Raw genomic sequence first — 13,568 nt, forward strand, 5'->3', positions numbered from 1 at the left:
CAAGGATGTATCGATGAACCCGCAAGTCGAACGCACGGAAATCCTGGTGATCGGCGCCGGCCCCGCCGGCTCGGTCGCCGCGGCGATGCTGCGCAAGCAAGGCCGCCAGGTGCTGATGCTGGAGCGCCAGCAGTTCCCGCGGTTCTCCATTGGTGAGAGCCTGCTGCCGCAGAGCATGGAGTACATCGAAGCGGCCGGGCTGCTGCAGGACGTGGTCCAGGCCGGGTTCCAGTACAAGAACGGCGCGGCCTTCGTGCGTGGCGAGGCCAGCACCGAGTTCGACTTCCGCGACAAGTTCTCGCCGGGCTGGGGCACCACCTACCAGGTGCAGCGCGCCGACTTCGACGACGTGCTGGCGCGCGGTGCAGAGCGCATGGGCACCACCCTGCGCTTCGGCGACGAAGTGCTGTCGGTGCAGCCGGGCCGCCCCGCACGGGTGCAGGTGCGCCGCCCCGATGGCAGCGAGTACACCATCGAGGCCGGCTTCATCCTGGATGCCAGCGGCTTTGCACGCCTGCTGCCGCGACTGTTGGACCTGGAATCGCCGTCCAACTTCCCGGTGCGTGGGGCGATCTTCTGCCACGTGCGCGACCACATCCCGGCCGGCGCCGGTTTCGACCGCAACAAGATCCTGATCACCACCCATCCCGAACACGTGGACGTGTGGTACTGGACGATCCCGTTCTCCAACGGCTGCTGCTCGCTGGGCGTGGTCGCCGAGCCGAGTTTCTTCGAGAAATACCCGGGCAGCGACCTGGAGAAGCTGCAGGCCATCGTCGGCGAAGATCCCAACCTGACCCGCCTGCTCAAGAACGCCGAGTGGGCCGTGCTGCCGGTGCGCACCATCACCGGCTACTCGGCCAACGTCAGCTCGCTGTGGGGCGAGGGCTACGCGCTGCTCGGCAACGCCGGCGAGTTCCTCGACCCGGTGTTCTCCTCCGGCGTCACCATCGCCTTCAAGTCGGCGCAGCTGGCCAGCGAGTGCCTGGCGCGCGAACACGCCGGCGAAACCGTGGATTGGGAGCAGGACTTCTCCATTCCGCTGCGCGCCGGGGTGAAGACCTTCCGCCGCTTCGTCGAGGCCTGGTATGCCGGTGGCTTCCAGAAAATCATCTACCACCCCGCCCAGCAGCCCGACGTGCGCCGCATGATCTCCTCGATCCTGGCCGGCTATGCGTGGGACACCAATAATCCGTACGTGGCCGATGCGACCGGTCGCCGCCTGCGGGTGCTGGAGGAACTGTGCACCGTCTGATCGTCTCCCTGCTGCTGTGCCTGCTGCTGGCCGCCTGTGCCAGCACGCGCATGCCCGCGCCCCTGGTGCAGCTGCCGACCCTGCGGTTGCCGCCGTCGGCGCTGCCGCAGCCGTTGCAGCTGCAGCAGCGCCTGCAGTTCCGCTTCGGCAGCCACGAGCGCGAGCTGGATGCATTGCTCGAAGCCGATGGCAGCGAGGTGCGGCTGGCGGTGCAGGCCATGGGCCAGACCGGCGTGCGCATGGTCTGGGACGGCGCCACCCTGCAGCAGACGCGCGCGCCCTGGCTGCCGCCGCAGGTGCGCGGTGAGCGCGTGCTGGATGACCTGCAGTTCGCGCTGTGGCCCGTGGCGGCGATCCGTGCCGCGCTGCCCGCCGGGTGGACCCTGGTCGAGACGGGCGGGCAGCGCCGCCTCGAGCAGGACGGCAAGGCCTGGCTCCTGCTGGAGCCGCTGCCCGATGGCCGGGTGCGCCTGCGCAACTTGGCCGAGGGCTATGAACTGGTGATCGAATCGTTGGACATGGAACAGGCACCGCCGTGAGCAGTAGCAGCAGCGCGATCTATCTGAATGACCTGGGCGTGGTCTGCGCGCTCGGCGGTGACCGCGTGCAGGTGCGCGACGGCCTGTTCGCCGGGCAGCCCGGCGGCCTGCGCGACAACGACCAGCTGATCGCTGGCCGCCGCCTGGCGCTGGGCGAGGTGGGCACCCCGCTGCCGGACCTGTCCGCGTTGCCGGTGGCCTTGCGTGGGCGCAACAACGCGCTGCTGGAGGCGGCACTGGTGCAGATCCGCCCGGCGGTGGATGCGGCGATCGCGCGGCACGGCGCCGACCGCGTCGCGGTGATCATCGGGACCAGCACGTCGGGCATCGGCGAATCGGAGAACGCGCTGCGCCAGCATCGCGACACGGGCCAGTGGCCGGTCGATTTCGATTACGCGCAGCAGGAAATGGGCACCTCCGCGCGCTTCGTGCGCGAGCGTATCGGCAGCAACGGCCCGGCGTGGACGATCTCCACCGCCTGTTCCTCCAGCGCCAAGGCGTTGATGACGGCCGCCCGCCTGCTGCGCGCCGGCCTGGTCGATGCCGTCGTGGCTGGCGGCGCCGATTCGCTGTGCCGCTTCACCGTGGCCGGGTTCAGCGCGTTGGAGTCGGTTTCGGCGGCGCGCTGCAATCCATTCTCGGCCAACCGCAACGGCATCAACATCGGCGAAGGTGCCGCGCTGTTCCTGATGACCACCACGCCCGGCCCGGTGCGGCTGTCCGGATGGGGCGAGTCGTCCGACGCCCACCATATGTCCGCGCCGGACCCGCAGGCGCGCGGTGCGATCGACGCCATGCAGCAGGCGCTGGACCGCGCCGGGCTGGCGGCCGCGCAGGTGGATTACGTGAACCTGCACGGCACCGCCACCGGCCACAACGACGCCATGGAAAGCCAGGCGGTTGCGGCGGTGCTGGGCACCGCGGTGCCGGCCAGCTCGACCAAGCCACTGACCGGGCACACGCTGGGCGCGTCGGGGGCGATCGAGGCCGCGCTGTGCTGGATGGTGCTGGCCGACAACCCCGACCAGCAGCTGCCCACGCACTGGTGGGACGGGCAGGGCGATGCCGCATTGCCGGCATTGGCCCTGGTCGCGCCGGGCACGCGCGCGGCGCACCCGCCGCAGCACGTCCTCAGCCATTCGTTCGCCTTCGGCGGCAGCAATGCCGTGCTGGCCCTGTCCCGGGAGTGAGCATGCAGCTGCCGCATGACATCGATGACGTGCTGCCGCATCGCGACAGCATGCGCCTGATCGACCGGCTGCTGGACTGGCAGCCCGAATCGATCGTGGTCGAAGTGGACGTGCCCGCGCAGGGGCTGTTCACCACGCCCGAGGGCGTCCCGGCCTGGGTCGGGGTGGAATACATGGCCCAGGCGATCGCCGCCTGGGCGGGGTGCAAGGCGCGCCAGGCCGGGCGGGAGCCGTCCATCGGCTTCCTGCTGGGCACCCGCCGCTACACCGCGCACCAGCCGTACTTCGCCGCCGGTACCTGCCTGCGGGTAGAGGCACAGTGCGAGCTGATGGGCGAAAATGGCCTGGGCATGTTCGCCTGCCGGATCCTGGCAGGCGCTACCGAATTGGCGGTCGCCAACGTTTCCGTGTTCGAACCACGCGATGCGATGGCCTATCTGGAGAGTGGAGAGGCATGACAGGGAATCTGACGGTGCTGGTGACCGGCGCCAGCCGCGGCATCGGCCGCGCCATCGCGCTGCGGATCGCGCGTGATGGCTTCGACGTGGTGGTGCATTGCCGCAGCCGCATCGAGGAGGCACAGGAGGTGGTCGCCCAGATCCAGGCGCTGGGGCGGCAGGCCCGCGTGCTGATGTTCGACGTGGCCGATCGCGAGGCCGCGCGCGCCGCGCTGGAGGCCGACGTGGAGGCGCACGGCGCCTATTACGGGGTGGTCTGCAATGCCGGCATCGCCCGCGACGGCGCCTTCCCGGCGATGCCCGCCGAAGACTGGGACGCGGTGGTGCATACCAACCTGGACAGCTTCTACAACGTGCTGCACCCGCTGGTGATGCCGATGGTGCGGCGGCGCAAGCCCGGCCGCATCGTCACCCTGTCCTCGGTGTCGGGGCTGGTCGGCAACCGCGGCCAGACCAACTACAGCGCGGCCAAGGCCGGCATCATCGGCGCCACCAAGGCGCTGGCGCTGGAACTGGCCAGCCGCGCGATCACCGTCAACTGCGTGGCCCCGGGCCTGATCGAGACCGAGATGGTCAACCAGGAGGTGCTCGACCACGCGCTCAAACTGATTCCCGCCGGTCGCATGGGCCAGCCGGACGAGGTCGCCCACGCGGTGTCCTTCCTGCTGTCCGAGTCGGCCGGCTACATCACCCGCCAGGTGATCTCGGTCAACGGAGGCATGGTCTGATGAGCAGAACCGAACGTCGCGTCGTGGTCACCGGCGCGGCCGCGCTGAGCCCGCTGGGCCATGACTGGCCGAGCATCCGCGAACGCCTGCACGCGCGCGTCAACGCGGTGCGTTACATCCCCGAGTGGGAAGTCTTCGACGGCCTCAACACGCGCCTGGCCGCGCCGGTGCAGGACTACGCGCTGCCGCCGCACTACAACCGCAAGACCACCCGCAGCATGGGCAAGGTGGCGGTGATGTCGGTGCGCGCCACCGAGCTGGCGCTGGAGGCGGCCGGCCTGCTCGGCCATCCGGTGCTGCGCAGCGGCATGGCCGGGGTTGCCTACGGGTCGTCGTCGGGCAGCCACGAGGCCACCGCCGAGTTCGGTCGCATGCTCCACGAGCACACCACCGAAGGCATCAGCGCCACCACCTACCTGAAAATGATGAGCCACACCTCGCCGGTCAACATCGGGGTGTTCTTCGGCCTGTCCGGGCGCGTTTACACCACCTCCAGCGCCTGCACCTCCGGCAGCCAGGGCGTGGGCGCCGGCTACGAGGCGATCCGCAGCGGCAAGCAACAGGTGATGGTCACCGGCGGCGCCGAGCAGCTCGATGCCACGGCCGCGGCGGTGTTCGACACGTTGTTTGCCACCAGCGTGCGCAACGATGCGCCGCAGACCACGCCCAGCCCGTTCGATGCCAACCGCGATGGACTGGTCCTGGGCGAGGGCGCCGGCACGCTGATCCTGGAGGAACTGGAACATGCGCAGGCGCGCGGGGCCACGATCCTGGCCGAGGTGGTCGGCTACGGCACCAACAGCGACGGCCAGCATGTCACCCAGCCCACCGCCGACACCATGGCCCAGGCCATGCGCCTGGCGCTGGAAGATGCCGGCCTGGAACCGTCCCGGATCGGCTACGTCAACGCCCACGGCACCGCCACCGAGCATGGGGACATCGCCGAGACCCAGGCCACCGCGCAGGTGTTCGGGCCGGGCATGCCGATCAGTTCGTTGAAGAGCTACGTCGGCCACATGCTCGGCGCGTGCGGCGCGTTCGAGGCCTGGCTCACCATCGAAATGATGCGCGAAGGCTGGTTCGCACCGACCCTGAACCTGCACACGGTCGACCCCCGCTGCGGGGCGCTGGATTTCATCCAGGGCGAGGGCCGCGCGCTGCAGACCGACTACGTCATGAGCAACAACTTCGCCTTTGGCGGGATCAACACCTCGTTGATCTTCCGTCGCTGGCAAGACTGATGTACCCGGCCCCCGCGCGGGCCGGTTTCCAACGCAGCACCCAGCACCCCACCAACAAGGAGAAAGTTGAATGCGTCGTTTTGCCCTGATTGCCGCCACCGCGCTGCTCGCCGTCGCCAGCACCGCCCAGGCCCGTGACACCCGCGTGGAACAGTCGCTGCGTGAGCTGGTCAGCTCCCAGGCCGCCCGTGATGCCGGTATCGACGGCAGCGTGCGTTTCTACCTGGCCGGCGAAAAGGTCAACGTCCAGCAGCGCCTCGGCGAGGACGTGACCAACAAGAAGACCAACGCCGCCAACAAGAGCGACGAGGAGGCCTGCCGCTGGGTGGCGCTGTCGGCGCTGCGCGCGCTGCAGGACGGCGCCAAGTCGCGCAACGCCAATGCGGTGGTGGATATCGTCAGCTACTACAAGAAGAACGAGTTCAAGAGCGCGACCAATTACGAGTGCTACGCCGGCACGATCATGGCCGGCGTCGCCCTGAAGGGCACCTACGCCAAGGTCAAGTAAGCCCGGTCGGCCACCGCTCTTCGCGAGCGGTGGCCATCGAGCACCGGTTGCCCTGCGGGTGTCGCTGGCAGGGCAGGCGTGGGTGGGTTGACGGGGCACGCTGTGAATCCCGCTCGCGGCCCGGCCCAGCCCGCCGAAAGACAAATACCGTTGCGGCCCTGGCGCCGGACGATCGTGGCCAGAGCAGCCCGCGCCACCTGAACGCCATCGCGACATTGATGAACCTGAATCTGCCGCGCGCTAGTAAACCGGCCTCTGGACGCGATCGCGGCTTTCCCCCCCGCGTGGTTTCCGACACAATCATCGCCATCACTTCCCAGGGCCACGCCCCGCGGGCAATGCAAGCCTACGTCTACAAAAGCCAACGCAAGCAGGACACCTACGTCTACCTCGCCGTCCGCGATGACTTCAACGCTGTTCCAGAAGCGTTGCAGGCCACGCTGGCGCCGTTCGCATTCGTGCTGGAAGTTGCCCTGACCCCCGACCGTTGCCTGGCCCTGGCCGACGTCGCGCAAGTGCGCGCCAACCTGGCCGAGCGCGGATTCCACCTGCAGATGCCCCCGCCGCCGGTCGCCCCGGTCCGGGTCCCGCGTCGCCGCGATGACTGACACCCTGCGCAGCCGCGCCCTGGCCAGCGCGTTCGCCGCCGGCGTCCTGCTGGCCCTGGCGGCCGCGCTCGGTGGCGTGCCTGCCGCACTCGGCGTCGCGCTGGCGCAACCGGCCTTCGCCCTGGGCATCTCGTGGTGGCGTCGCACCCGCCCGGTGCAGCCGCCGGCCAAGGTGCTGCGCCAGGACCTGCCCGCGCTGCTGATCCCCTGGTTGGCCGGCCCCGTCTTGCTCGCCGCGCTGGTGGCCTGGCCGCTAAGCGCCCTGCACGACAGCGGCAGCCTGGCCGCCGTGCTCGGGCTCAGCGTGGCGGTCAGCGCCGCCCTGCTCGGGGTCTGGCGCACCTGGCCGTTGTGGAATGAAGTCGAACGCACCGCCGGCAGCCTCAACAGCCATTGGCAGGCCCTGTCCGGGCGCGATCTCAGCGCCTGGCGCGGCCTGGCCGTGGCCGCGCTGGTGGTGCTGGTGTGCGCGCTGGTAGTGCTGCCGGCCTGGCCCGGCCTGGTGTCCGACGCGCTGCGCTGGCCGCTCACCGCCGCCGTCGTGGTGCTTTCGCCGCTGGCCCATCTGGCGCTGCAGAAGATCGCGCCGGCCGCCAGCCTGGCCGCCCGCGCCGCGGTCGACATGGACGACGACCGCCTTGATGCGTTCGCCGGCCACGCCGCCGAACCGCAGCCGCTGGAACCGCTCGGCCAGCACGAACACCTGCCGGCCCTGTATGACGCCGCGCGCAGCGGTCGCGTCGACCGTGCCCTGCAACTGCTTGCCGCCGGTGCCGATCCGCAGGGGTTGCCCGACCCGGCCTGGCGCGATCAGCGCAACCTGCCGGTGCTGGCCGCGGTGCTGCCGGACCTGCGCCTGCTGCGCGAGTTGATCGCGCGCGGCGTCAACATCAATGCCCCGCACCGTGGCATGACCCCCTTGCTGGCCGCCACCCGCGACAGTTGGCACGGCCGCCCCGAAGCGGTGATGACCCTGCTGGCCAACGGCGCCGATTCGCGCGCGGTCGACAGCGAGGGCAACACGCCCCTGCACCACGCCGCGCGCAGTTCGGACCCGGGCGTGGCCGCGCTGCTGCGCGACGCCGCCGCTGAAGTGGACGCGCTCAACAACGACGGCTGGTCACCGCTGGCGGTGGCCTGCCAGGTCGGCAACTGGCGGCTGGCGCGGTTCCTGCTCGAGCGCGGCGCCAAGACCGAGCCGGCCGATGGCACCCCCGTGCTGCTGGCGGCTGCCGGCACCGAAGAGGATGATCCGGCCGGCGTGCAGTTGCTGCTCAAGCACAAGGCCCGCGCCGACGCGCGCGACCGCCAGCGCCGCAGCGCCCTGCATGAAGCCGCCCTGGCCGGCCATGTCGACATCATCGACGTGCTGCTGGGGGCCGGTGCCAACCTCGAGTCGCGCGATGCGCTGTCGCGTACGCCGTGGCTGGAGGCTGCCCGCGGCGGTCGCGCCGCGGTGATCGAACACCTGCTGCCGCACCATCCCGACCTCAACGCGGTCGACGTGGAAGGGCGCAACGCGGTCCTGCTGGCGTGCATGGCCGATAACGTCTCCCCGTTGCTGGTGCGCCGCCTGCTGGAACTGGGCATCGCCGCCGACGCCGTCGACCCGCAGGGCCGCCGCGCCGTGGACATCGCCGCCAGCGCCGGTCGCTGGGCCATCGTCTCGCTGCTGGACCGCAGCTACCCCCTGCCGGCCTCGGTCACCGACGGGCTTGCCGCGGTCGATGCCGACGCCGACCCGGCCACCCCCTCGCTGCCCGACCGCCCGCCATTGGACCTGCTGCGCGAAGCCTTGGGCTTCGGCAACTTCGACGGCATGGCCGCACTGGCGCGGCTGTGCGATCCGCAGGAACTGGGCGCCCTGTTGCACGACGCCGAACTGGCGCTGGACCCGCAGGCAGTCGATTGGCTGCTTGCCAACGGTGCCGCCCCGGAAGTACTCGATGCCTGCGGGGACACACCGATGTTCGCGCTGCTGGCACGCGGCATCGATGCCGTGCCTGCGCTGCAGGTCCTGTTGCGTCGTGGCCTGTCCCCGGCCGGCCGCGGCGGCCTTGCCCGCCTGCTCAGCGCCTGCGCGCAGCACGACCACGCCTCGCGCGGGCTGGAACAGCTCGCCCTGGAACTGCTGGAACGTGGCGCCGACCCCTTCGCGCCGTCGCCGGCCGGTGATCCACCGTTGTCGCTGGCGGTGCGGCTGGGCTGGCTGCGCCTGCAGCAGGCATTGCTGCTGCTCGGGGTGGACCGCGAAGCGCGCGACAGCCATGGGATGACCGCGCTGCACCTGGCCACCGCACTGGCCCGCGAAGGCTCGCTGAAGCTGCTGGTGCAGCAGGGCGCCTCGCCGGAAGCGCGCGCCGCCGACGGCCAGACCCCGCTGGGCGTGGCGCTGTCGATCGGTCGTCGCGACCTGGCCGACTGGCTGGACTGGCGGGTGTGGCCGTTGCCGCGCCGCGCCCTGCGCGACGGCGACCTGCCGGCGGCGGCGATGTCCGGCGATGCCGACGCGGTCCGTCGCCTGATCGACCTGGGCTTTGCCGTGGACGTGGTCGACGCGCAGGGCTGCACCGCGCTGCTGCGCGCCGCCGGCGGTGGCCACCTGGCCGTGGTCGACCTGCTGCTGGCGCGTGGCGCCAACCCGCAGCACGCCGCGGCCAGTGGCGCCACGCCGCTGTCGGCGGCGGTCAGCATGCGCCAGATCGACATCGTCTCGGCCCTGCTCGATGCCGGTGCCGAACTCGAATACCGCCTGCCTGGCGGCGTGACCGTGCTGATGCTGGCCTCGGCGCTGGGCCTGCCCGATATCGTCGCGCGGCTGCTCACCGCGGGTGCCAACGTGCATGCCGGCGACGCGCAGCAGCTGGGCCCGCTGCACTGCGCCGCGCTCTACGGCTTCAGCGCCCGCGATCGCTCGCGCCTGTTGGCCCTGCTCGACACCCTGTTGCTGGCCGGCGCCGAACCGGACCAGGCTGCCGCCGGCTCGGTGACGCCGCTGCTGCTGCTGCTGGGCGCCCGCGCCGAACCGGGCACCGCCTGCGACGAGCAGGTGGTGCTGGCCGCCGTCGAGCGCCTGCTGGACGAGGATGTCTCGCTGGAGGTGCGCGATCCGCGCGGTTTCGGCCCGCTCCACCTCGCCGCCCTTCACGGCCTGCCGCTGCTGGTGCAGCGCCTGCTGCGCGCCGGCGCCGACCCGGACGTACGCGACGCGCTCAACCGCAGCCCGCGCGAAATCGCGGTGATGCGTGGCTTCATCGACGTCGCCGGTGAGTTCGAACCGCGCGTGCCGGGCGTGTCCTCGATGGCCCGCTTCCTGCGCGACAACGGCTGATCCCATCCCACCCCGACGTAGCGCCGACCGTTGGTCGGCGGCCGCCCGCCCCGGGCCATTCCCGGCGGCGGCGAGGGTCCCGCCCCGGCCTCTGGCGGCGCGCGGTTGCCGGCGAAAGGAGGTGGGAGGTCAGCCGCCCCGGTCGGATGCGTCTGGCTTCCCATCCCGCTCCGCATCCGCCTCGAACAGATGCATCAGGTCCGCCCTGGCATCGCGCGAGGTCTGGATCACCGCCGCCTCGTCGTCATACACCAGGTACTGGTCGCGCAGCAGCTTCTCGTCGTGCTCGCGGAAGCGCTGCACGTGGCTGCGCGCGGTGTCGGCGGGAATGCCGAGCGCGATCAGCATGCGTTCGCTCAGCTCCAGGCTGGTGCCGAACACCTCGCGGAACGGTTCGGCGGACATGTCCATCAGGCGCCAGGCGTGCTGGCGGTTGCGCGCGCGCACCAGCACCACCGCATCCGGGTACATGCGCCGGATCAACCGGGTGGCGCGCATGTTGGCGTCCGGGTCGTCCAGGGTCACCACGTACACGCGGATCTGTTCGCCGCCGGCCGCACGCAGCATCTCCGGCCGGGTCGGGTCGCCGTAGTAGAGCTTGTTGCCGAAGCGGCGCAGGTCCGAGACCGTGTCCGGGTTGGACTCCAGCGCCACGAACGGAATCTTCTGCGCGGTCAGCAGCCGTGCCACCACCTGCCCGAAGCGGCCCATGCCGGCGATCATCACCTGCGGCTGGATGCCGCCGGTGTCGACCGTGTCGGCCGGCTGGGCACTGGCCTTGGGTGCATCCTCGCGGCCCAGCAGCCGTAGCAGGGCGATCATCAGCAGCGGCGTGATCGCCATCGACAGGCCCACGATCGCCACCAGCCGGTCATGGTTGGCACTGCCCAGCAACTGGGCGCGCTGCGCCTCGTTGAACACCACGAAGGCGAATTCGCCGCCCAGCCACAGCACGCTGCCCAGCATCACCGCATGCCGGGTGCGCAGCTTGGCCAGCTTGCCGATCCCGAACAGCAGCCCGAACTTGACCACCAGCAGGATGGTCACCCCCGCGGCGATCATCGCCGGCTCGGCGATGATCCGGTCCAGGTCGATGCCCATGCCCACCGCGATGAAGAACAGGCCCAGCAGCAGCCCCTTGAACGGTTCGATCTGCGATTCCAGCTCGTGCCGGAACTCCGAATCGGAGAGCAGCACGCCGGCCAGGAACGCCCCCAGGCTGGGGCTCAGCCCGGCCTCCTGCATGAACCACGCCGTGCCCAGCACCACCAGCAACGCCATCGCGGTGAACACTTCGGGGCTGCGGGTACGCGCGATGATATTGAACAAACGGCGCAGCACCGGCCGCCCGCACAGGATCACCACGGCCAGCGCGCCCAACGCCACGGCCACATCGCTCCATTGCAGGGTGTCGTTCCTGGCCCCGCCCAGCAGTGGAATCGCGGCCAGCAACGGAATGGCGATCAGGTCCTGGAACAGCAGGATGGCAAAGCCCAGGCGCCCGTAGTCGCTGTTGATCGCCTTGTGCTCGGACAGCAGCTGCAGCCCCACCGCGGTGGACGACAGCGCCAGGGCCAGGCCCACGATCAACGCGCTCTTCCACTGGAAGTGGTCCAGCAGCAACAGGCTGCCCAGCACGATCGCGCTCAGCGCCACCTGCAGCGCGCCCGCCCCGAACACCGAGCGCCGCATCACCTTCAGGCGTGCCGGCGACAGTTCCAGCCCGATCACGAACAACAGCATCACCACGCCGATCTCGGCCGCGCCGAGGATGCGGTCGGCGTCCTGCACGAAGCCCAGCCCATCCGGCCCCAACACCACCCCGGCGGCCAGGTAGCCCAGCACCGCGCCGAAGCCCAGCTTCTTGAACACCGGCACGGCGATCACCGCGGCCAGCAGCAGGACCAGGGCCAGTTCGAGGGCGCCGCTATGCATGGAAGGCCCAGCTCATGGAAATGTCCGCCCATTATGCGGCGCACGCGTTCTGCCAACGTCAATCGCAGCCCAACGCGGCAACCGCGCCCGGGTTGACCGGTCCCGCGCCCGGGTCCAGACTGCCCGCCGCTGCCGGCGTGTCCGGCAGTACACCCCTTGCGGAGTCCCCAAACCCATGTCCAGCGACAGTAGAAGTCGACCTTGCTCGACGCCAGTGATGGCCACCGCCTGACGAGGGACGGTTCGCCACCGCTGGCGTCGCGCACGGCGATCCCCACAGGCGAATCCGATGAACCAGAAAGACCTGCTGCGCCCGGTGGCCGATGCCGCCGCGTTGAGCGCACCGCTTGACCACTACAACACCGCCGACGCGGTGGAATTCCTCAATACCCTGGAGCTGTCGCACGCCGCCGACACCTTGGCCGCGCTGCCGTTGCCGCGCGCGGTCAAGATGCTCGAACAGCCCGAGCTCAACCGCAGCGGCGAGCTGGTCGGCCTGCTGCCGGTGGCCCGCGCCGCCGCCCTGCTCGGGCTGATGGCCGACGACCGTGCCACCGACATCGTCCATGAACTGGACGAAGAGGAACGCGCGCGGTTGATCCCGCTGCTCAGCCCGGAGGCGCGGCAGTCGATCCAGCAGCTGCTCAGCTACCCCGCGCATACCGCCGGCGCGCTGATGACCACCGAGTTCGTCAGCGTCCCCGCCGACTGGACCGTGGGCCGCACCCTGCAGCACATCCGCGAGGTCGAACGCACCCGCGAAACCGTCTACGCCATCTACGTGCTCGACCCGCACACCCGCACCCTGGTGCAGGTGGTGACCATGCGCCGGTTGATCACCGGCCTGCCCGACGAGCCCATCCTCGAGGTGGCCCAGGTCAACCCGCCGGTCACCGTGGATGCCCAGCTCGACCAGGAAGAGGTGGCCCAGCTGATCCGTCGCCACGACCTGCTCGCCATCCCGGTGGTGGACGCCCAGCAGCACGTGCTGGGCATCGTCACCGTCGACGACATCCTCGATGCGCTCATCGAGGAATCGACCGAAGACGCGCACAAGTTCGGCGGCATGGAAGCGCTGGACAAGCCGTACATGCAGATCGGCTTCTTCGGCATGATCCGCAAGCGCGCCGGCTGGCTCAGCGTGCTGTTCCTGGGCGAGATGCTCACGGCCAGCGCCATGCAGCACTACGAGGACGAACTGTCGCGCGCCGTCGTGCTCACCCTGTTCATTCCGCTGATCATGAGCTCGGGCGGCAACTCCGGCTCGCAGGCCACCTCGCTGCTGATCCGCAGCCTGGCGCTGCGCGAACTGCGCCTGCGCGACTGGTGGAAAGTCGCCCTGCGCGAAGTCCCCACCGGCCTCACCCTCGGCGCCATCCTCGGCGTGCTGGCGATGATCCGCATCGTCTCCTGGCAGCTGCTGGGCCTGCACGACTACGGCGAGCACTGGCAGCTGCTGGCGCTCACCATCGGCGCGGCGCTGGTCGGCATCGTCACCTTCGGCTCGCTGTCCGGCTCGATGCTGCCCTTCATCCTCAAGCGCCTCGGTTTCGACCCGGCCAGCGCCTCGGCGCCGTTCGTGGCCACCCTGGTGGACGTCACCGGACTGGTCATTTATTTCAGCATCGCCGCGATGATTCTCAGCGGCACGTTGTTGTAGTCGAGCGCGGTGGGCCACCGCCACGCATGGCGTGGCTCTACCGGGATGCGCCGCTGTCCTGGCGCGCGGCGGCATTCCCGCCGGGCATGGATGCCCCACGGTAGTGCCGCGCCAT

General features: G+C 70.3%; 11 protein-coding genes. 10 read left to right on the forward strand and 1 reads right to left on the reverse strand.

Features of this window, described 5'->3' with window-relative positions; all coding sequences use genetic code 11:
• The first annotated feature begins 13 nt into the window (after window positions 1–13).
• From AC06FD_RS14425 to AC06FD_RS14465, 9 genes are all read left to right on the forward strand, one after another.
• A complete protein-coding gene (locus tag AC06FD_RS14425) occupies window positions 14–1,255 on the forward strand; it encodes an NAD(P)/FAD-dependent oxidoreductase (protein ID WP_259209508.1) in 1,242 nt (413 codons plus the stop codon).
• On the forward strand, window positions 1,243–1,794 hold the full coding sequence (locus AC06FD_RS14430) for a DUF3261 domain-containing protein (RefSeq protein ID WP_259209510.1): 552 nt from the start codon (window positions 1,243–1,245) through the stop codon (window positions 1,792–1,794). The genes AC06FD_RS14425 and AC06FD_RS14430 overlap by 13 nt, the downstream gene beginning before the upstream one ends.
• Window positions 1,791–2,984, forward strand: coding sequence for a beta-ketoacyl-[acyl-carrier-protein] synthase family protein (locus AC06FD_RS14435; RefSeq protein WP_259209512.1), 1,194 nt, complete (start codon window positions 1,791–1,793; stop codon window positions 2,982–2,984). Before AC06FD_RS14430 ends, AC06FD_RS14435 begins: the two co-directional genes overlap by 4 nt.
• A 2-nt stretch (window positions 2,985–2,986) precedes the next feature.
• A complete protein-coding gene (locus AC06FD_RS14440) occupies window positions 2,987–3,442 on the forward strand; it encodes a hotdog family protein (protein ID WP_259209514.1) in 456 nt (151 codons plus the stop codon).
• Window positions 3,439–4,170 (forward strand): 3-oxoacyl-ACP reductase FabG, encoded by a 732-nt coding sequence (fabG, locus tag AC06FD_RS14445; protein ID WP_259209515.1) that lies wholly within the window; start codon window positions 3,439–3,441, stop codon window positions 4,168–4,170. The genes AC06FD_RS14440 and fabG overlap by 4 nt, the downstream gene beginning before the upstream one ends.
• Window positions 4,170–5,411, forward strand: a complete 1,242-nt coding sequence (locus AC06FD_RS14450; protein ID WP_259209517.1) for a beta-ketoacyl-ACP synthase — start codon at window positions 4,170–4,172, stop codon at window positions 5,409–5,411. The genes fabG and AC06FD_RS14450 overlap by 1 nt, the downstream gene beginning before the upstream one ends.
• Before the next feature lie 70 nt (window positions 5,412–5,481).
• On the forward strand, window positions 5,482–5,919 hold the full coding sequence (locus AC06FD_RS14455; protein WP_259209519.1) for an excinuclease ATPase subunit: 438 nt from the start codon (window positions 5,482–5,484) through the stop codon (window positions 5,917–5,919).
• A gap of 338 nt (window positions 5,920–6,257) precedes the next feature.
• On the forward strand, window positions 6,258–6,527 hold the full coding sequence (locus AC06FD_RS14460) for a YcgL domain-containing protein (RefSeq protein ID WP_478078248.1): 270 nt from the start codon (window positions 6,258–6,260) through the stop codon (window positions 6,525–6,527).
• Complete coding sequence (locus AC06FD_RS14465) at window positions 6,520–9,858, forward strand: ankyrin repeat domain-containing protein (RefSeq protein ID WP_259209521.1); 3,339 nt, start codon at window positions 6,520–6,522, stop codon at window positions 9,856–9,858. Before AC06FD_RS14460 ends, AC06FD_RS14465 begins: the two co-directional genes overlap by 8 nt.
• A gap of 129 nt (window positions 9,859–9,987) precedes the next feature.
• On the opposite strand, the gene AC06FD_RS14470 is transcribed toward AC06FD_RS14465, so the two are convergent.
• The gene (locus tag AC06FD_RS14470; protein ID WP_259209525.1) at window positions 9,988–11,793 is read right to left on the reverse strand and encodes a monovalent cation:proton antiporter-2 (CPA2) family protein; all 1,806 of its coding nucleotides are present in this window, start codon (window positions 11,791–11,793) and stop codon (window positions 9,988–9,990) included.
• 289 nt (window positions 11,794–12,082) lie between these two features.
• On the opposite strand from AC06FD_RS14470, the gene mgtE reads away from it, so the two are divergent.
• Window positions 12,083–13,453, forward strand: coding sequence for a magnesium transporter (gene mgtE, locus AC06FD_RS14475; RefSeq protein ID WP_259209527.1), 1,371 nt, complete (start codon window positions 12,083–12,085; stop codon window positions 13,451–13,453).
• Window positions 13,454–13,568: the final 115 nt, after the last annotated feature.

It is taken from the genome of Stenotrophomonas sp. Steno-Z1 (genome assembly GCF_056393175.1).

Excerpts from the sequence above, each read along its gene's own strand:
- AC06FD_RS14425 (WP_259209508.1), top strand. The coding sequence starts at position 14 with ATGAACCCGCAAGTCGAACGCACGGAAATCCTGGTGATCGGCGCCGGC.
- fabG (WP_259209515.1), top strand. The coding sequence starts at position 3,439 with ATGACAGGGAATCTGACGGTGCTGGTGACCGGCGCCAGCCGCGGCATC.
- mgtE (WP_259209527.1), top strand. The coding sequence starts at position 12,083 with ATGAACCAGAAAGACCTGCTGCGCCCGGTGGCCGATGCCGCCGCGTTG.
- AC06FD_RS14470 (WP_259209525.1), bottom strand. The coding sequence starts at position 11,793 with ATGCATAGCGGCGCCCTCGAACTGGCCCTGGTCCTGCTGCTGGCCGCG.
- AC06FD_RS14465 (WP_259209521.1), top strand. The coding sequence starts at position 6,520 with ATGACTGACACCCTGCGCAGCCGCGCCCTGGCCAGCGCGTTCGCCGCC.
- AC06FD_RS14450 (WP_259209517.1), top strand. The coding sequence starts at position 4,170 with ATGAGCAGAACCGAACGTCGCGTCGTGGTCACCGGCGCGGCCGCGCTG.
- AC06FD_RS14460 (WP_478078248.1), top strand. The coding sequence starts at position 6,258 with ATGCAAGCCTACGTCTACAAAAGCCAACGCAAGCAGGACACCTACGTC.
- AC06FD_RS14440 (WP_259209514.1), top strand. The coding sequence starts at position 2,987 with ATGCAGCTGCCGCATGACATCGATGACGTGCTGCCGCATCGCGACAGC.
- AC06FD_RS14455 (WP_259209519.1), top strand. The coding sequence starts at position 5,482 with ATGCGTCGTTTTGCCCTGATTGCCGCCACCGCGCTGCTCGCCGTCGCC.